The organism is methane-oxidizing endosymbiont of Gigantopelta aegis (genome assembly GCF_016097405.1).
Lineage (GTDB): Bacteria > Pseudomonadota > Gammaproteobacteria > Methylococcales > Methylomonadaceae > Methylomarinum.
This window is the reverse complement of sequence record NZ_JAEHGD010000001.1, coordinates 21,257-38,855: the sequence shown is the minus strand read 5'-3', so window position 1 is coordinate 38,855 and position 17,599 is coordinate 21,257. Positions and strand designations below refer to the sequence as shown.

Genomic DNA, 17,599 nt, shown 5'->3' with positions numbered 1-17,599 from the left:
GCTGTCAGGGGGAGAACCTGGAATATATGATCAACGCAGCATCCGCCACCACATTGCCCCAACCTTTAATGCGACATGATCAGGCCGCCCGCCTTGATACGCCTGCTAAAAATAAAACGAATCATCAAAGCACGCAAAAACTTTCTGACGAGGACTTACAAAAAGTTCAGCAATTAAAACAGCGCGACCAGGAAGTCAGGTCTCATGAACAAGCCCATCTATCGGCAGCCGGCGGACTGGCGCAAGGCGGCCCTCACTTTTCCTTTGTAACCGGCCCGGATGGGCGCCGCTATGCCATAGGCGGAGATGTTTCCGTCAATGTCGCACCGGTCTCAGGCGACCCACTGGCCACGCTGCAAAAAGCAGAGCAGATCAAACGTGCCGCCTTAGCCCCGGCCAAACCTTCTACGCAGGATCAACGCGTTGCTGCAAAAGCCACAGCCATGCAAATGAAAGCGCAAATGGAATTATTAAATCAAAACCAGGAACTGAAAAATAAAAAAGAGTCCAATCAATCAACACCGCAAATTGATATTTCAGCCTGATTTTTTATACTCTTCACGCTTAAAACAAAGTATGGTTAATCCCCTACCCTGCGCATCTTTAAAAACGGATGGGGCCGTAATTTGTTTCACAACCTCATATTCCGGCGCACACTGTGCCATATTGTCCATTAGAAAATCCTCACCTAACGCTGGCGCGTTAAGACACAGCATAAGCGTCGCGTCCGGCGCCATAAACTGATCTAGCCTACGCATAATTTTGGGATAATCACGCCGAATATCGACACTTCCTTTCTGAAAGGTCGGTGGATCACAAACTAACAAGTCAAAAGGTCCACTTTTTTTAAAACGCCCAAATGATTTAAAAATATCGACCTTATCAAATCTGACTCGACTCAAATCCTGCTGATTTAATCGGTGATTCTGCCTTCCTAAACTCAACGCAGCACGGCTCATATCTACATTCATGACAAAATTAGCCTGACCTGCAATGGCCGCCACCGAAAAGCCACATGTGTAGGCAAATAAATTCAGTACTCTTTTATACCGACTATGTCGCCGCACCCAGTCACGGCCATTACGCATATCCAAAAACAAACCGGTATTTCTGGCTTTACCAAGATGGATGTGGAATTTAAGACTATTTTCCTCGACTACAAGCTCATGTATTGGCTCACCCCATAACAGCTCAATCGGGCCATTTAAAATATAACGGTGTTGCAGCTGAATACTTTGGCATTGCGGAAAATGTGATAATAGGCTTGCAGTTAATGCCTCAATATGCGCAGATTCCTCCGCGGAAAACAAGGTAATCAAAATAACCGGCGGCAACCAGTCTACCGTGACATGATTTAACCCCGGATAAGCATGACCACGACCATGAAACAAACGTTGCGCCTGAGTCAAGTCATCATGTTGCCTCGGGGCATGCATATAGTCGATAATCTTTTCCAACTTAACCATCTCATTTATCAGGCCAGGTTTTCATAAAAAAACCACTGGCTGAATACCAGTGGTTTTTTAGCGTTTACCAAAATAAACGATCAAGGATAGCTTTCATCCTTGCCAGTCATAATTTCAGGCAGATCCTGAGATACACCTTTTAATTCAGGGTGTTGTTCTCTGTTCGCCATGATAATAGAAACATGCATCCAGACCAGTGAAACACCAACAATAGCGAATAACAGCATAAAACAACTGGTCCAAATGCCAATCAAATCATTCATCACCCCAAAACACACCGGCAGAACAAAACCACCCAATCCTCCAATCATCCCTACCAAACCACCGACAGAGCCAACATGATCGGGATAGTAAACCGGAATATGCTTATACACGGCGGCTTTTCCCAGCGACATCAGAAAACCCAAAATAATAGTCAAGATAACGAATGGCACCAGCCCAATCGCAAGCGTAAAATGAATCGGCCCTTCGATACCATGGACCACATAATCTGTCGCCGGATATGACATAAAAAACAGACAAATCAACGAACCGATAAAGGTAATATACATGACCCTGCGTGCACCGATTTTATCGGACATCCAGCCCCCTAAGGCTCTAAAGATACTGCCTGGCAATGCATAGGTTGCCGCCAGCATACCGGCTGTGCCGATCTCAAGACCATAAGCGCCCATGTAGTAGCGCGGCAACCATAACGCCAAAGCCACATAACCACCAAATACAAAGAAATAATATGTCGCAAAACGCCAAACTCGCAGATGTTTTAGTGGCGCCAATTGCATCAATGCTGGACGTATTTTTTCGCCCCTTTCCTTTCGCGCCTTGGTCACGGGATCTTCTTCGGTGGTAAACCAGAAAATCAAGGCCGTCGCAAATAAAATAACCGCATAGATTCTGGCTACATTTTCCCAGCCATAGGCTACCAATAGAAACGGTGCGCCAAAGTTGGTAATCGCCGCCCCGACATTACCCATACCAAAAATGCCCAGCGCCGTGCCTTGTTTAGAAGCCTCAAACCAACGTGAAACATAGGCAATGCCTACTGCAAACGAGCCACCGGCCAAGCCCACACCCAATGCTGCCAATAAATACATCGGATAGGTGGATACAGTTGACAATAACCAAACTGCAATCGATGTCGTAATCATCAATAAGAAATAAACGATACGCCCACCGTATTGATCGGTCCAGATACCTAAAAATATTCGGCTCAACGATCCAGTTAATACTGGCGTTGCAACCAACAAGCCAAATTCACTGTCATTCAAGCCCAGATTTTGCTTGATTTTAATGCCAATAATGGAAAAAATCGTCCAAACGGCGAAACAGACGGTAAATGCTACCGTACTGACAATAAGGCTCCGGTTTTGCTGAGCCGGCTCTACCCCGTTCATTTCATGCATAACAATCTCCTTTATTCTTCATGATGTCTTGTGTTGGAATGTTGTTTTTCAACCAAGCTTTTGTATAACTCTGGATTCTTGGGGCCCGTCACAGTTAATACCCCCCATGCTCCTCGATCTATCCGAGTTAACGCGTGATCGACCAAAATATAATTACCGGGATAATCGATGCTAAACTCGACCATAGTGGCTCCACCTGCCGGAACCAGTGTCGTTTGTACATTTTTCAACGGTGTCGAAGTCGCCGCTTCTGGATACACAGCATCAAAAATTTCACCAATGATATGAAATGAAGAAATTTTTGACACCCCCGCATTACCAATAAATAAGCGAATTTTATCGCCAACTTTAGCGGTTAATGCACCAGAACGTGTCAAAGCTCCAGTTCTACCATTAAACACAATATATTCTGGCCGCTCATCAATCATTTTCTGTGGTGAAAATGCCTGAAACCCCGTTGCACCGATACTCCCGCGGGTAAAAAGCTCGCCCTGTACAATATAAAATTCCTTATCAACCTTAGGCAAACCACCAACCGGCTCCACCAGAATCAACCCATACATTCCGTTAGCAATATGTGTTGCTGCATTGCCTGATGCACAGTGATAAATATACAACCCCGGTTGTTTGGCCGTAAACGACAGAGTACGCGTTTCACCCGGCTCAACCTCTGTGATAACGGCACCCCCACCCGGCCCTGTTACCGCATGCAAATCAATTGAGTGGCTATGACTACTCGTATCTTCATTATGCAATGTCAACACCACCTTATCCCCTTGCATCACCCCCCTATGTCAACATACCTGTCGCCTAGGAAATTTTAAATCAGGAGACAAAAATGAGCGTATTTAGCCAAGAATTTAAAGTACAATCAGTAGAAAAAGCATTATCCAGAAGACCAGAACAATCGCTAAAGCAAATTGCAGTTACTTTAGGTGTGGGTTACTCCACACTTCAAAAATGGATTCGGTTAGCTAAGAAAAATCAACTCGAAAAAACAGAGTCAAACATGTCAAAAGAAAAAAGCCCTCAAGATTGGAATACAGTAGAACGTTTTGAAGCCATTGTTCATTGTCATCATCTCACCGATGATCAGGCTAGCGCCTATTGTCGTGAACAAGGCATCTACTTACATCATCTATACTCTCCGCACATGAAAATAGAGCAAACCATCATGCACCGATAATTTGAAAATTCTCAGTTAAAAGTGAGCGCAAATTGTCGACATGCTTTTCTGGCTCAGAAAAGAATGTCTCGCAGGCTATTTTGAATTCTTTGAATGTTTCATAATACTGGTCATATAAGATTTCTTTCTTGAAATATCGCCAGTACCGTTCAATCAAATTAAGATTCGGCGCATACGGCGGTAAAAACACTAATTCAATTCGCGACATTTCAAGAAATTGTCTGACAGCCTTTGATCGGTAGTAGCGTGCATTATCGCAAATGATGTAAATAGTCCCAGCCTTCGGGTAACGTTCTTCAATCGCCTTACAAAGATCAATCGTTGCCTCGCCATTGATGGTGTCATAGAAGCGGCAGACAGTATCCAGAGAATCGATATTGACTGCACCGTTGACATTGAGACGTTGACGCCCGGTATTACTCTGAATCGTGAATTCCACACCACGCTTAATCCAACCACAAGCCATTACAGGATTATGTTGTGGATGAACACCATCCATGAACAATATCAAGTCTTCGGGCTGCTTGTCTTCCTTTAGTTGTTGATATTTCTCAAGGAACTCCAGTTGGGCTTTTGCATTAGCTTTGCCGGGTATCAGCTTGGGCTTTTTATAGACATAACCCAAGCGATGCAGCAAGGCTGTCACACCGCGTTCACTATAGCGAACCTGCCAACGCTCTTTAATGTAAGCTGCAACCGATTTAGCGGTTAAGTGAAGATTTTTCTGCAGATATTCATCCAACTCGGTCGCTTCTGAAACCGATAAGAAACTGGCACTTCCAACATGCTGAGTTTGTAGGAGTTTAGCAAGACCACCTTTCTTATATTTTCGATAGTAGGTACGGATTGTATTGCGGTCAATGAGAAGTGCTTCGGCAACGTTTGTTGCTGACCAGCCTGAACCTAAAAAGAATGATGGCTTTAACTCGGTCTGCATCACGTTTTTCTCGAAGCTCACCATGGGCTTCGCGCAAATCGGCTAATTCAGTCTCTGGAAGGGTGTAATTCGACATGGCCTTATTTTATATATTTCACTCCATTACGTCATCTTTTTATGCTAAATTCTCATTTGCGAAGAGTATAAATACCTGGAAAGCGGAATTTTTGTCAGAATCTAAATCAACAGAATCCGTATATAAACAGGCGCAAACAAAACTCAAACAAGAAAACAAGCGTTTGCATAAGGAGCTAAACCGCAAAGAGAAAGCGTTATCAGAAACAGCGGCTTTACTGGTGTTATCAAAAAGTGCCAAGCGATCTGGGGGAAAAGGCGGCCGATTAATCGCCTACTCAGATCGCCAACACTACAGCGCACTCATTGATGAAGCCGTTGACAATGGAGCGCGGCAGAAATTAGCCTGTGAACTGGTGGGTATATCAGCTCGAACCTATCAGCGTTGGAACCGGGGAGAAGGACTCTCAGAAGACCTACGACTGCACAATACAGCGCCTGTGCACAATCAATTATCCGAGGCCATCAAGCAAGAAATCATCACCGTGATTAATAAACCGGAATACAGCGCTTTAACGCCGCATCAAATCGTTCCGAGGTTATTGGATTTGGGCTGCTATCTCGCATCAGAATCAACCTTTTATCGTGTCATGAAAGCCCACAACCAGCTTAAGCACAGAGCTAAAGGAGCCGCAGGTCAGCATAATAAACCGCAGTCACTCAAAGCCACACAGGCCAATCAAATCTACTCGTGGGATATTACGTATTTATTAAGCCCCGTCAAAGGGCAGTATTTTTACCTCTACATGGTGATGGACATCTATAGTCGGAAAATCGTAGGCTGGCAAGTTCATGATGCCGAATCAAGCGCACACGCTGCTGATTTGATCGAAGATATCGCTCGCCGGGAAAACATCGACAAAAAGCAATTGGTGATACATTCTGACAACGGCAGTCCGATGAAAGGCGCAACATTAAGGGCCAAATTGGTCGATTTAGACATTGCCACGTCGTTCAGCAGACCTCGTGTCAGTAATGATAATCCTTATTCAGAATCGTTATTTAAAACAGTCAAATATCATCATACCTTTCCAGAAAACCCTTTTAAAACATTAAGCGAAGCCAGGAACTGGGTTGAAGCTTTCGTTTGTTGGTTCAACAATGAACATCAACACAGTGCGCTCAAGTTTGTAACACCCAACCAACGCCATAACGGCTTAGACAGCGCCGTACTCGAAAAAAGAAAACGAGTCATCGAGCAAGCAAAAAGAGACAATCCAGAGCGATGGAATGGACGACAAACACGAAATTTAACGCCCATTGGCCATGTTTATCTTAATCCGGATAAGGAAAATTTCAACACAACAGAATGTCAAGCAGCTTAATAAAATTCATTTCGTAAATTATTGCAAAAAATGCGACAGGTTGGTTGACATTTAGCGTCACGCGCAACATAGGCCCTGGGACCGTATCATTAAACGTCCAGTAATGATATGGAATACCATGTGCAATAGGCGCGATAACTTCAGTTGCTGTTAATTGGATATGGTGCTTTTTAGGCCATCGCCGTGAAATTGGCGAAGAAATATCCCCGCCTTATGACTAATATCTTTAATATGCCGATAATCCGACAAATTAACCGACATAGTATGCAAATAATGATCACCTGGCCCAAAACTAGGAAAACTGGTATTTTTGTGCTGGGTATTATGATGTCGAGATTCATTGGCATAAACCATATTTGACATCAAACAAAACAGAATTCCGCTAAGAGAAATCATCAAGTGAGAGGAGAGAGTAACAAATTGCTTATTCATTTTTATTCGCCAACGGCTTTGTTGCATAAATAATCCACAGCGTACTCTTTTCTTAAATTCCAGTCTTTATTCATGAAACAGAATAACTTTCAGGCATACCCAGGCCTGTCATTTTATTCATTGCGCCGACGCGGAGATACGCCTCAACCATCTGAGCCGCAAAGGTCCGGTTTTTAATTGGCCACTAAAGAGCGTTTTGATGCGAAACATAGCCGTTTCAGCCAGGCTGCGTTGATGATAACCACTTTCTTGTTTCCATGCCTTTCTCCCGATTTCAGCGCAACGTTGAACAATCGCTGTTCTTGGATGAGTTCTCCCATCTTCATCACTCGGCCATTCCACCGCCCCTTCCCGCGGCGGTATCAATGCATCGGCGCCTTTGTTACGAATCGCCTGATGACACTGGATCGTATCATAAGCGCCATCCGCCGCCACACTGGCAACTTGGTCGTGTTCATCCAGCTGCTCTAATAAATCCGGCAAGACTTCGGAATCACCAACAAAATTAGCCGTCATCTCAACTGCCACGACTTCCTGCGTTTGTGCATCAACCATGATATGGAGTTTACGCCAGGTTCTGCGCTTGCTGGCACCATGTTTGCGAACTTTCCACTCGCCTTCACCGTAGACTTTTAAGCCGGTCGAATCGACGACTAAGTGTCTTGGCGTTCGACTGCTTGAACGAGGCAGCCGAACCTCCAGAGTTTGCTGGCGGCGACTTAATGTACTGTAATGAGGAATCTGGATAGACAGCTTTAATAACTGGACTAACGACAACAAACATCCCTGTGTCGCTCTCAACGGCAGCTTAAAGAGTTCTCTCAGGGTCAATGCGCATTGAATAGCAGTATCAGAATACGTCATCGGGCTTCCTCTATAGCCTGTCTTTTCAGGCTGATGCCATTGCTTGATCATGGATTCTTCGAACCATAGCGTCAATGAACCTCGATTGATCAAGGCTTGATTGTAATTCGACCAATTCTTTAGTTTGTAGCGTTGTTTCTTTTTCTTGTCCATACCCTATACTATGGGGATCCTTATGATTTATGCAACAAAGCCTTCGCCAACTAGAAAAGTTTACCGACATTATACCCTTACTCAATTAAATAGATTGTGGTTTTACGCTTGAGCAATCACACTTTGTCTACCCACCTTAAAAGAAGCTCCACGCCACCGTTGTTTCGCATCACCAGCACTGACTTATTTTTGGGATAGGATTGCATTTTTAGCCATTTAAATTATAATGGGCGGCTTCATTTTGGAGAGATGGCCGAGCGGTCGAAGGCGCACGCCTGGAAAGTGTGTATACGGCAACGTATCGAGGGTTCGAATCCTCTCTCTCCGCCATACATCCAAACAAGTCCAAGAAAGTCCTCAAGCCAGCGTCATTGCTGGTTTTTTATACCTAAATGGTACTATCGTCCGTCAATGTTTAGGGGCATCCTCCAGACATTTAAAGCCGATACCCCCAAAATCACTAAAACCCGTGAAAAATAAGGGGGCATCATAAAATTAACCAATACCGCAAACAAATGAAAAAGCCTAAAGAAAAAGTGTAGTGTTCTAGGGGTTGCCGTTTTGAAAATCCCCTTGAAATTCAATAACTCCGCCACATAGATTGTTTATTTTGACTCAAAAACAAGCAAACTATGCCCCCGACAAATGCTTACGGATGAACTTTGGGAGAAACTGAAGATAATTATGTTGAAAATGGGAATTTATGACAAACCTTGTCTTCGAAAAACAGTCGAAGGTATTTTTTATCGCTTGCGAGTAGGTTGTCCCTGGAGAGATTTACCCACGGCTTTTGGTAATTGAATGCGGTATATAAACGATTCAATGACTGGTCTCGTAAAGAAAAACTGATGGGTATTTTTAACGCCTTGGTTGTTGATCCAGACCTGGAATGGGAATTTATTGATGGGAGTATTGTGAAAGCACATCAGCATAGTAGTGGTGCGGCCTGTGAACAAGAAACAGCGATAGGGAAATCTGTCGCCGGGAACACCAGTAAAATTCATATGGCCGTTGATGCCTGTGGTCTTCCTATTCATTTCTCAGTGACAGGCGGCGAAGTTCATGACTGTAAAGAAGCACCGAAATTAGTTGCAGAGCTCCCAAAAGGTGACTATATAGTTGCTGACAGAGGCTATGACAGTGAAGCATTACGTCTTCAAATTAAAGACAAAGGGGCTGTTCCTGTTATCCCAAGAAAAAAAGAATTCAACTCGGGGAAATGATGAAATGGATTGGTGTCTCTACAAATATCGCCATCTCGTTGAAAATGTGTTTGCAAGACTTAAGCATTTCAGAGCGATCGCCACGCGATATGACAAACTCAAACGAAATTTTGAAGGCTCTATCGCTCTGGCTTGCGCCTTTTTATGGTTACCTATGTGAAATGGCAACAGCCCCTAATAAACTTGGCTTAATTTTTAAAAATATCGACCATTGATGCCAGACTATATCGCATCAGGATAAAATAACTGTTGCCCGCCTTTTTTATAGTTGGCAATAATATCTTGCCCCTGCTTGCTGACAACAAAATCAATGTATTTTTTAGCCAGTTCATACTGAACATGAGGGTGTTTTTCAGGATTGACGGCCATAATGTGGTAAGGATTAAAAAGTACTTTATCGCCTTCAAAAACGACAACTAGGTTAATTTTGTCTTGATAAGCAATAAAAGTGCCTCGGTCACTCAATGTATAGGCCTGTTTCTCATCAGCAATCTGTAGTACAGCCCCCATGCCTTGTCCGACCGCCATGTACTCGCTACCAGAAGGTTTTATACCGGCGAGTTGCCATAATTTCTTTTCTTTTTTATGGGTTCCAGAGTCATCACCTCTAGAAATAAACACAGCTTTACTGCTATTGATTTTTTGCATCGCTTCAATAGCCGTTGATGAACCTTTGATATGTGCTGGATCTGAAACCGGGCCAAGTATGACAAAATCATTATGCATGACAGCTTTGCGATCAACACCAAAGCCATCAGCAACAAATTTCATTTCGGCTTCTGGGGCATGAACAAAAACCACATCGACATCACCATTTTCGCCCAGTTTTAGCGCCTTACCCGTCCCCACGGCAATAACATCCAGGCGTACATTATTTTGTTGTTCAAACACCGGATTCAATACCGCTAATAGGCCGGAGTTTTCAGTGCTGGTTGTGGTGGACATGCGCAAAACTTGTTCGGCATTAACGACTGTTGCAATAACGAAAAGCGTGAGCAAATAAAATGCTTGATTTATTTTTTTCATGTGTTACTCCATTTTTAGATTGATTAAAGAAAATGCCACTTAGAGGCTGATGGTAATTTGTGTATAAACAAAGGTGGAATCATCTTTTCCGGCTTGAGTCATCAGGTCACCGGCAAACAAATGCACAACCCCACCTTCAACAGACAGATTTTTAGGTATGGCTTGCCAGCGTAAACGGGCTTCTAATTGTGTGCCGATATAGGACTGTGAGCCGTTAATACCGGCTGTGGCCCAACTGTCGGCTGTGGATTCACGCCAGAATCCTCGCAAGACAAACATTGTTTTAAGTGATGAGAGGGGCTTTAGTTTTAATCGTAACCCGGGCGAAATTAAATTGCTCCGGGCAAAGGCTCCGTACGTACTGGTCGGGCCAAAATCAAAACGGCGAGCGCCATACAGTGTGTCAAATCGATTATTCTGGTTATCATTAGGATTATCATCGCCACTGGCATAATCGAGTTGTGCGATGAGCCTGGGTGTTCCGGGCGCATTAAAACTATAACCCAATTCAGTGTGATGAAAATAAGCCCAATGATTCAGTGATGTTGTAGATGTCGTCGAAACTCTGGACTTACCTAATTGATAAACTGTTTCTAGCTGATAATCAAACTGACCGGCCAATGGTGAACGCCATAAGCGGAAACCAAAGGTATAAAGATCCCGGTTTTTAGTCGCTCTATCTTTGCTATCGTTTTCATTCAGTCCAAACAGAAAAGCTTCGCCTTTAACCGCCGTGCTGAACACGGTTTGACTGTAATACAATCCCCAAAAACGTACAGCGCTGTCTTCTGAATCAAAACGTGCATGATTGTTGAGAATATTTCCCGCAACTCTGCGTTGTACCGGTAACGTATAAAACGCTCTGAATGTTTTGTTTGCCAAGTGCCATTGCCAATCCAGTCCGGTAAACCCATTGATGGTATTGCGAAAACGATTGCGAGCAACCAGTCGCCGGCTGCCGACATCCATCGTAATACGACCGCCCCGAATCACACTATGGCTGCCTTCAATCAGCAGATTATCCAGCGGGGCTTCAATATAAGCTTGTAACAGTTCCAATGGATTGGCAATGGTTGTCGTTAACTTACTGCTGGAAGTTGCCGTACCGCTGTCAGCCAACTCGATGCGCGAGTCCTGCATTTCTGCGCCAATAGTAAAGTAATTTAAATCGGTGCGAGCATGAATCAACGTCCGTAATACCAACGCCTGATCGCCACCGTTACCCGGTAAGCCATTGGTGCTGGCTCTGTATTGGCCGTCTAGTGATTCATAACGGGTTCTGTGCACCACAGACAAGTGTAACCAGTCCGGCATGTCCATGGCATCTTCCAGTTTCCAGGGACGGGTCAGAGCATAAGTGGCGAGACTGTTTAGGGCGAGTATCGCCACTGCCCCAGCTTTTAAATATGTATTTATTTTCATATATAGCGTCTTATATTGAGCGATGATGCATTATAATGACTAATATTGCGTTATAAAATATGCAACTATTTTCTATTTAATGATGACTGATATAAAAATAAACTTTTCATTGACCATGCAATTGACTGTCGATGAAACACATTACGAACTAGATGCTGTACTGAGACTAGGGGCTGTAAGTCTTGCAAACACATTTTCAACGAGATGGCGATATTTGTAGAGACACCAATCCATTTCATCATTTCCCCGAGTTGAATTCTTTTTTCTTGGGATAACAGGAACAGCCCCTTTGTCTTTAATTTGAAGACGTAATGCTTCACTGTCATAGCCTCTGTCAGCAACTATATAGTCACCTTTTGGGAGCTCTGCAACTAATTTCGGTGCTTCTTTACAGTCATGAACTTCGCCGCCTGTCACTGAGAAATGAATAGGAAGACCACAGGCATCAACGGCCATATGAATTTTACTGGTGTTCCCGGCGACAGATTTCCCTATCGCTGTTTCTTGTTCACAGGCCGCACCACTACTATGCTGATGTGCTTTCACAATACTCCCATCAATAAATTCCCATTCCAGGTCTGGATCAACAACCAAGGCGTTAAAAATACCCATCAGTTTTTCTTTACGAGACCAGTCATTGAATCGTTTATATACCGCATTCCAATTACCAAAAGCCATTTCAAGGGGGATTTTCAAAACGGCAACAGCCCCTATTAAATGAAGTACAAAAACACGGTAATCTTCGTATCGCCGCCAGTCGTTGCGGTTATTCCTATCGCAAAGCCTGGGATAGGCTTAAACAGATGGAAACCTTATTTGACGCGAAACTGGTTAATATGCAACGCGGGAAAGGGTCACAGTTAAGTCCTCTTGGGCAAAAACTACTGGAAATTGAGCACGAAAATAAACTGTTTTTAACGATGCATTAACAACAGCAGCAGATAAAGCCCAGAATGCATTACAGGCATTATTGCCTACTCAACAAAAGCTCAGAATAATTGCCAGCGACTCTGAGAAACTCAATAAGCTGCGTCAACAACAATTACCTCTATCTCTGCAAATAGAAGGTAGCAGTCAGGCGCTGCTCGCTTATGCGGAAGGAAAATGCGAAATGGCGGGGTTTCATATTGCAGTGGATGACGCCAATAAAGAGCTAATGGATCAGTTCTGCCAGTATCTGAATCATAAAAACGACCAATTTATATTGCTAGAGCAACGACAGCAAGGATTGATGAGCCACCCTGACAAACCTGTCAATACGCTACAACAATTGATTGAGCAGAAACTGCAATTTGTAAACCGGCAAACAGGTTCGGGTACGCGCCTGTTGCTGGACAATTTACTAAAGAAACATCATATTCAGCCACAGCAGTTGCAAGGCTATTATCATGAAGAACATACGCATTTAGCCGTCGCCACTATGATTATCAGCCGGCAGGCCGATGCAGGATTAGGCATTGAAAGCGTTGCAAAACAATTAAACCTACATTTCTCAGCCATTACCCGGGAATATTATTTTTGGTTTTTAAATCTTTGACACCTGAGCTAAAACACATCTTAAACAGGTTAAATCCGCAATGTTTAACGCAGATAATAAATTACAATGCCTTTGTCGAGACTAGGGGCTGTTGCCATTTCACATAGGTAACCATAAAAAAGGCGCAAGCCAGAGCGATAGAGCCTTCAAAATTTCGTTTGAGTTTGTCATATCGCGTGGCGATCGCTCTGAAATGCTTAAGTCTTGCAAACACATTTTCAACGAGATGGCGATATTTGTAGAGACACCAATCCATTTCATCATTTCCCCGAGTTGAATTCTTTTTCTTGGGATAACAGGAACAGCCCCTTTGTCTTTAATTTGAAGACGTAATGCTTCACTGTCATAGCCTCTGTCAGCAACTATATAGTCACCTTTTGGGAGCTCTGCAACTAATTTCGGTGCTTCTTTACAGTCATGAACTTCGCCGCCTGTCACTGAGAAATGAATAGGAAGACCACAGGCATCAACGGCCATATGAATTTTACTGGTGTTCCCGGCGACAGATTTCCCTATCGCTGTTTCTTGTTCACAGGCCGCACCACTACTATGCTGATGTGCTTTCACAATACTCCCATCAATAAATTCCCATTCCAGGTCTGGATCAACAACCAAGGCGTTAAAAATACCCATCAGTTTTTCTTTACGAGACCAGTCATTGAATCGTTTATATACCGCATTCCAATTACCAAAAGCCGTGGGTAAATCTCTCCAGGGACAACCTACTCGCAAGCGATAAAAAATACCTTCGACTGTTTTTCGAAGACAAGGTTTGTCATAAATTCCCATTTTCAACATAATTATCTTCAGTTTCTCCCAAAGTTCATCCGTAAGCAGTTGTCGCGGCATAGTTTGCTTGTTTTTGAGTCAAAATAAACAATCTATGTGGCGGAGTTATTGAATTTCAAGGGGGATTTTCAAAACGGCAACAGCCCCTATTCTGAGTTCTTTATCATGATCGCGACTGATCCTGATCCATTTGCTTGTGTTCTATCAAACTGGGTATAAATCCGTTATAGTGAAATCTCCTTCATTCTACTTGAGGAGACTCTCATGAACAGCACTGAAATTGATAATGATGCCGTCATCGTCGTACTGAATAAAATTCTGGAAACCGAGTTAGCCGGCATTGTCCGCTATACACATTATGCCTTGATGGTCTTCGGTTACAACCGTATCCCGATTGTTTCCTGGATGCGTAGCCAGGCAACTGAATCATTGTCTCACGCAAACGAGGCCGGTGAATTGATTACCCATTTGGGCGGCCACCCATCCTTAGGTATAGGCCCCTTGCTGGAAACTCATCGTCATGATATTGGCGATATTCTACGCGAATCATTAGAACATGAATCATTGGCCTTATCTGCTTATAAGGAACTACTTCAGCTCGTAAACGGGCGCAATATCATGCTTGAAGAATATGCTCGACGTATGATCGCTCTTGAAGAAATGCATTTAGGAGATGTACAGAAGATGTTAAGAAAACCAGGCGAATAACTCAATGTAGCTTAAAACCTTACAGTTTTAATGTAAATTAAGAGCTGATGTTATGCCGTGACTTTATGGATTCCTTAGTTTCCACTGCGTTACTCCGAAATGGCGATTCCCAAGAATTTCGGTAAGCGGCGATGATCGGGCTCGAATGGGTCTAATGAATAGACACTCCAGACCACTGAGAACTCAGAGAATGAAACCGTACAGCAAAGATGAACAACAAATGTTTCTACAGGGTCGTTAATAACTGAATGAATCCAGATCAGTCAATGGAATTAAGCGATACAAACGATAACTCTGTGTGCGCTGTGATCTCTGTATCGATAAAAGATAGAGGCCAGAGAATTTTTTTCACAATAATGATGAATGGAAGATTATGGAAATGTGATGGAAGAGCCGCTACGTAACATCAGTTAAGAGCTAAATTGTGGCACAACAAATCAATGGCTTAGTGTGATGCAAACTCTAAGCTCCTCAACTAAAAAATATAAGCCATTGATTTTATTTTACCTGAGGTTTTCAGCTTATCGATTTTTTAGTTGAAAAAGGCATAGTTAATCGGCCATCCACTGCATAATGCAAAGCTAACCACACAGCATCAAAAGAACAACTCTCCACACGGTGTTTATGATGGACAGGGATTGTTAAGAAATCGCCTTCTGCCAATGTGACGCATCCGCCTGGATCAAATCGTATGACAGCCGTGCCTTTAATCAGTAAAACCCATTCTTCCTTATCCTGGTCATACCATTGGCCCGCCGGCGTTGCCTGCCCATAAGACACGATTTTTTCCAATCTGAAACTATCTTTTTCCAGCAGTGGATAAATAACTTCCCGCTCACCGCTTTCCGGGTGTCGATACATATTATGTACTGTCGGTAATTCCATTTCAAAAATGCCCCCTGATAAACCAAAAATTCATATGTAGAAAACATATAGCTTTGCAATCACCCGGCAACATGGCTTATAGATTTATCGCAATACCGGCAAGCCTGAATCAACGTCAGCATTTTGCGCTCTATGTCGTAACATATGGTCCATCAAGGTAATCGCCATCATCGCTTCGGCAATCGGAGTGGCACGAATACCGACACACGGATCATGCCGCCCTTTCGTGACCACTTCAATAGCTTCACCGCGTAGGTTGACTGTTTGTCCTGGAATTCTAAGGCTTGATGTCGGCTTCAATGCGATACGCGCAACAATATCCTGACCTGTGCTGATGCCCCCAAGAATACCGCCGGCATGATTACTCAAAAACCCTTCCGGCGTCATTTCATCCCGAAATGCCGTGCCTTTGGCAGCCACACAATCAAAGCCATCGCCAATTTCAACACCTTTAACGGCATTAATGCTCATCAGGGCATGCGCCAGTTCAGCATCAATTCGATCGAAAATCGGCTCGCCCAACCCCGGCGGCACATGGCTGGCGATAACCTCTATTTTTGCGCCAATTGAATCGCCTTCTTTACGCAAGGCATCCATATACGCTTCCAGTTCAGCAATTTTATCGACATCTGGACAAAAGAAAGGGTTGCTACCAATCACAGCCCAGTCAACCTTGTCGATTTTAATCGGCCCGAGCTGCGATAAATAGCCACGAATTTCGATGCCCTGTGTCTGCTTCAAATATTTTTTAGCAATAGCACCAGCGGCGACCCGCATCGCTGTTTCCCGCGCTGATGAACGCCCACCACCGCGATAGTCCCGAATGCCATATTTTTGCTGATAACTGTAATCGGCGTGACCTGGACGAAAGGTCTCGGCAATATCGGAATAATCTTTCGAACGCTGGTCGGTATTTTCGATCAATAAGCCTATCGGTGTGCCCGTGGTTCTGCCTTCAAACACTCCCGATAAAATCTTGACCTGGTCGGGTTCCCGTCTTTGCGTGGTATGCCGGGATGTGCCGGGTTTTCGGCGGTCTAGGTCGTGTTGTAAATCGGCCTCGGATAATGCCAGCCCCGGTGGGCAACCATCGACAATACACCCTAATGCTACACCATGGCTTTCGCCGAAGGTGGTCACGGTAAATAATTTTCCTATGCTGTTTCCTGACATTTATAACGCACTCTCAAATTGTGAATGAAATTCTCTAACCTGTTCTGCACGCAACAGAAACACCCCATCGCCACCCCGCTCAAAATCCAACCAGTAAAAAGGCAGGTTCGGAAAAGTCGCCTGCAAGGTTTCGGCGCTGCTTCCCACTTCGACCACTAAAATGCCATTATCGGCCAGATAATCCCCAGCATGTGCCAATATTTTTATCACCAGATCAAGCCCGTTTTCGCCACCTTTAAACCCCATGGCCGGTTCCTGATGAAATTCGGGTGGCAAGCTTTCCCATTCCGACAGACTGACATAAGGCGGATTACTGACAATGATGTCATACGGCTTCTCAGCTAACGCCTTGAACAAATCAGATTGATGCAACGTAACCTGTTCCTGCATCTGATGTTTTTCAACATTGATCGCCGCAACCGCCAACGCATCTTCAGATAAATCGACCGCATCGACCGCAGCCTCCGGAAACGCATAAGCGCAAGCAATGGCAATACAACCACTGCCAGTGCAAAGGTCTAAAATATTAAATACCTGCGACTCATCCACCCAAGGTTCGAATCGCTCTTCGATCAATTCGGCAATGGGCGAACGCGGTACGAGAACCCGCTCGTCGACATAAAATGACAATCCCGCAAAAATAGCTTCGTGCGTCAAATAAGCTGATGGCTTTCGTTCTGTAATCCTACGCCGAATCAGTTGAATAATGTGTTCGCGTTCAGTCAGTGTCAGCGTGCAATCTAAATAACTCTCTGCCAGGTTATAAGGCTGCTGCACACTGTGCAGCACCAAAGCCGCCGCCTCATCTAATGGCGTGGCCGTGCCATGTCCGAGGAAAACCGATTCCCGAGCGAATTCGGTCGCACCCCAGCGTATGTAATCGCGGATACTCGATAAGCTTTGAGCGATAGCGTGGTCGTCTGTTGAAGGCATAATCCGTCAGCTTGCAAATCAAAGCGTCATTTTAAACCAATCTGTGACCACTGTAACGCTTG

Annotated in this window: 16 protein-coding genes, 1 tRNA gene and 4 pseudogenes; 8 read left to right on the top strand and 13 right to left on the bottom strand. The window is 44.1% G+C overall.

Annotation, left to right across the window (positions count from 1 at the left end; translation table 11 throughout):
* Positions 1 to 26: 26 nt before the first annotated feature.
* On the top strand, positions 27 to 545 hold the full coding sequence (locus JEU20_RS00195) for a putative metalloprotease CJM1_0395 family protein (protein ID WP_198242899.1): 519 nt from the start codon (positions 27 to 29) through the stop codon (positions 543 to 545).
* Here JEU20_RS00195 and JEU20_RS00190 read toward each other — a convergent pair.
* The 3 genes from JEU20_RS00190 to JEU20_RS00180 form a co-directional block, all read right to left on the bottom strand.
* Complete coding sequence (locus tag JEU20_RS00190; RefSeq protein WP_245395031.1) at positions 537 to 1,466, bottom strand: class I SAM-dependent methyltransferase; 930 nt, start codon at positions 1,464 to 1,466, stop codon at positions 537 to 539. The genes JEU20_RS00195 and JEU20_RS00190 overlap by 9 nt on opposite strands.
* Before the next feature lie 80 nt (positions 1,467 to 1,546).
* Positions 1,547 to 2,869 carry an MFS transporter gene (locus tag JEU20_RS00185; RefSeq protein WP_198242897.1) on the bottom strand — a complete coding sequence of 441 codons (1,323 nt, stop codon included), beginning with the start codon at positions 2,867 to 2,869 and terminating at the stop codon, positions 1,547 to 1,549.
* Positions 2,870 to 2,880: 11 nt separating this feature from the next.
* Positions 2,881 to 3,651, bottom strand: a complete 771-nt coding sequence (locus JEU20_RS00180) for a multicopper oxidase domain-containing protein (protein WP_198242895.1) — start codon at positions 3,649 to 3,651, stop codon at positions 2,881 to 2,883.
* 56 nt (positions 3,652 to 3,707) lie between these two features.
* Between JEU20_RS00180 and JEU20_RS00175 the strand changes: the two genes are divergently transcribed.
* A complete protein-coding gene (locus JEU20_RS00175) occupies positions 3,708 to 4,055 on the top strand; it encodes a transposase (protein WP_198242893.1) in 348 nt (115 codons plus the stop codon).
* Here JEU20_RS00175 and JEU20_RS00170 read toward each other — a convergent pair.
* Positions 4,042 to 5,016, bottom strand: coding sequence for an IS630 family transposase (locus JEU20_RS00170; RefSeq protein ID WP_245395030.1), 975 nt, complete (start codon positions 5,014 to 5,016; stop codon positions 4,042 to 4,044). The two genes, JEU20_RS00175 and JEU20_RS00170, sit on opposite strands and share 14 nt — an antisense overlap.
* Positions 5,017 to 5,066: 50 nt before the next feature.
* Between JEU20_RS00170 and JEU20_RS00165 the strand changes: the two genes are divergently transcribed.
* Entirely contained in the window at positions 5,067 to 6,392 is a 1,326-nt protein-coding gene (locus JEU20_RS00165; protein ID WP_281066756.1) for an IS3 family transposase, read from the top strand.
* Between the two features lie 150 nt (positions 6,393 to 6,542).
* Here JEU20_RS00165 and JEU20_RS14740 read toward each other — a convergent pair whose 3' ends face one another.
* The gene (locus tag JEU20_RS14740) at positions 6,543 to 6,824 is read right to left on the bottom strand and encodes a hypothetical protein (RefSeq protein WP_214657269.1); all 282 of its coding nucleotides are present in this window, start codon (positions 6,822 to 6,824) and stop codon (positions 6,543 to 6,545) included.
* 70 nt (positions 6,825 to 6,894) lie between these two features.
* Positions 6,895 to 7,841, bottom strand: a pseudogene (locus JEU20_RS00160) (IS5 family transposase).
* Between the two features lie 243 nt (positions 7,842 to 8,084).
* Between JEU20_RS00160 and JEU20_RS00155 the strand changes: the two are divergent.
* Both JEU20_RS00155 and JEU20_RS00150 read left to right on the top strand, forming a co-directional pair.
* Positions 8,085 to 8,171: transfer RNA gene (locus JEU20_RS00155), tRNA-Ser, on the top strand.
* Between the two features lie 315 nt (positions 8,172 to 8,486).
* Positions 8,487 to 9,224 (top strand): annotated as a pseudogene (locus JEU20_RS00150) (IS5 family transposase).
* Positions 9,225 to 9,286: 62 nt separating this feature from the next.
* Here JEU20_RS00150 and JEU20_RS00145 read toward each other — a convergent pair.
* From JEU20_RS00145 to JEU20_RS00135, 3 genes and pseudogenes are all read right to left on the bottom strand, one after another.
* Complete coding sequence (locus JEU20_RS00145; protein WP_198242889.1) at positions 9,287 to 10,090, bottom strand: ABC transporter substrate-binding protein; 804 nt, start codon at positions 10,088 to 10,090, stop codon at positions 9,287 to 9,289.
* Between the two features lie 39 nt (positions 10,091 to 10,129).
* Complete coding sequence (locus JEU20_RS00140) at positions 10,130 to 11,512, bottom strand: alginate export family protein (RefSeq protein ID WP_198242887.1); 1,383 nt, start codon at positions 11,510 to 11,512, stop codon at positions 10,130 to 10,132.
* 177 nt (positions 11,513 to 11,689) lie between these two features.
* Positions 11,690 to 12,196, bottom strand: a pseudogene (locus JEU20_RS00135) (IS5 family transposase); the annotation flags it as partial.
* On the opposite strand from JEU20_RS00135, the gene JEU20_RS15720 reads away from it, so the two are divergent.
* Positions 12,154 to 12,441 carry a winged helix-turn-helix domain-containing protein gene (locus JEU20_RS15720; RefSeq protein WP_198245740.1) on the top strand — a complete coding sequence of 96 codons (288 nt, stop codon included), beginning with the start codon at positions 12,154 to 12,156 and terminating at the stop codon, positions 12,439 to 12,441. The pseudogene JEU20_RS00135 and the gene JEU20_RS15720 sit on opposite strands and share 43 nt — an antisense overlap.
* Positions 12,442 to 12,482: 41 nt before the next feature.
* Positions 12,483 to 13,049 carry a substrate-binding domain-containing protein gene (locus JEU20_RS00125; RefSeq protein WP_198242885.1) on the top strand — a complete coding sequence of 189 codons (567 nt, stop codon included), beginning with the start codon at positions 12,483 to 12,485 and terminating at the stop codon, positions 13,047 to 13,049.
* Positions 13,050 to 13,148: 99 nt separating this feature from the next.
* On the opposite strand, the pseudogene JEU20_RS00120 reads toward JEU20_RS00125, so the two are convergent.
* Positions 13,149 to 13,898, bottom strand: a pseudogene (locus JEU20_RS00120) (IS5 family transposase).
* A gap of 204 nt (positions 13,899 to 14,102) precedes the next feature.
* Between JEU20_RS00120 and JEU20_RS00115 the strand changes: the two are divergent.
* Positions 14,103 to 14,546, top strand: coding sequence for a ferritin-like domain-containing protein (locus tag JEU20_RS00115; protein WP_198242883.1), 444 nt, complete (start codon positions 14,103 to 14,105; stop codon positions 14,544 to 14,546).
* 516 nt (positions 14,547 to 15,062) lie between these two features.
* Here JEU20_RS00115 and JEU20_RS00110 read toward each other — a convergent pair.
* From JEU20_RS00110 to prmB, 3 genes are all read right to left on the bottom strand, one after another.
* A complete protein-coding gene (locus JEU20_RS00110; RefSeq protein ID WP_245395029.1) occupies positions 15,063 to 15,431 on the bottom strand; it encodes a cupin domain-containing protein in 369 nt (122 codons plus the stop codon).
* Between the two features lie 84 nt (positions 15,432 to 15,515).
* Positions 15,516 to 16,604: a chorismate synthase gene (gene aroC / locus JEU20_RS00105; protein WP_198242881.1), complete on the bottom strand. Its 1,089-nt coding sequence runs from the start codon at positions 16,602 to 16,604 to the stop codon at positions 15,516 to 15,518.
* Entirely contained in the window at positions 16,605 to 17,537 is a 933-nt protein-coding gene (gene prmB, locus JEU20_RS00100) for a 50S ribosomal protein L3 N(5)-glutamine methyltransferase (protein ID WP_198242879.1), read from the bottom strand.
* Positions 17,538 to 17,599: the final 62 nt, after the last annotated feature.

What these genes read in the sequence shown, in the direction of transcription:
- JEU20_RS00190 (WP_245395031.1), bottom strand. Translation starts at nt 1,466, where the DNA reads ATGGTTAAGTTGGAAAAGATTATCGACTATATGCATGCCCCGAGGCAA.
- JEU20_RS00115 (WP_198242883.1), top strand. Translation starts at nt 14,103, where the DNA reads ATGAACAGCACTGAAATTGATAATGATGCCGTCATCGTCGTACTGAAT.
- JEU20_RS14740 (WP_214657269.1), bottom strand. Translation starts at nt 6,824, where the DNA reads ATGAATAAGCAATTTGTTACTCTCTCCTCTCACTTGATGATTTCTCTT.
- JEU20_RS00180 (WP_198242895.1), bottom strand. Translation starts at nt 3,651, where the DNA reads ATGCAAGGGGATAAGGTGGTGTTGACATTGCATAATGAAGATACGAGT.
- JEU20_RS00185 (WP_198242897.1), bottom strand. Translation starts at nt 2,869, where the DNA reads ATGCATGAAATGAACGGGGTAGAGCCGGCTCAGCAAAACCGGAGCCTT.
- JEU20_RS00175 (WP_198242893.1), top strand. Translation starts at nt 3,708, where the DNA reads ATGAGCGTATTTAGCCAAGAATTTAAAGTACAATCAGTAGAAAAAGCA.
- JEU20_RS00110 (WP_245395029.1), bottom strand. Translation starts at nt 15,431, where the DNA reads ATGGAATTACCGACAGTACATAATATGTATCGACACCCGGAAAGCGGT.
- JEU20_RS00165 (WP_281066756.1), top strand. Translation starts at nt 5,067, where the DNA reads ATGGCCTTATTTTATATATTTCACTCCATTACGTCATCTTTTTATGCT.
- JEU20_RS00170 (WP_245395030.1), bottom strand. Translation starts at nt 5,016, where the DNA reads ATGGTGAGCTTCGAGAAAAACGTGATGCAGACCGAGTTAAAGCCATCA.
- prmB (WP_198242879.1), bottom strand. Translation starts at nt 17,537, where the DNA reads ATGCCTTCAACAGACGACCACGCTATCGCTCAAAGCTTATCGAGTATC.
- aroC (WP_198242881.1), bottom strand. Translation starts at nt 16,604, where the DNA reads ATGTCAGGAAACAGCATAGGAAAATTATTTACCGTGACCACCTTCGGC.
- JEU20_RS00145 (WP_198242889.1), bottom strand. Translation starts at nt 10,090, where the DNA reads ATGAAAAAAATAAATCAAGCATTTTATTTGCTCACGCTTTTCGTTATT.
- JEU20_RS00140 (WP_198242887.1), bottom strand. Translation starts at nt 11,512, where the DNA reads ATGAAAATAAATACATATTTAAAAGCTGGGGCAGTGGCGATACTCGCC.
- JEU20_RS00195 (WP_198242899.1), top strand. Translation starts at nt 27, where the DNA reads ATGATCAACGCAGCATCCGCCACCACATTGCCCCAACCTTTAATGCGA.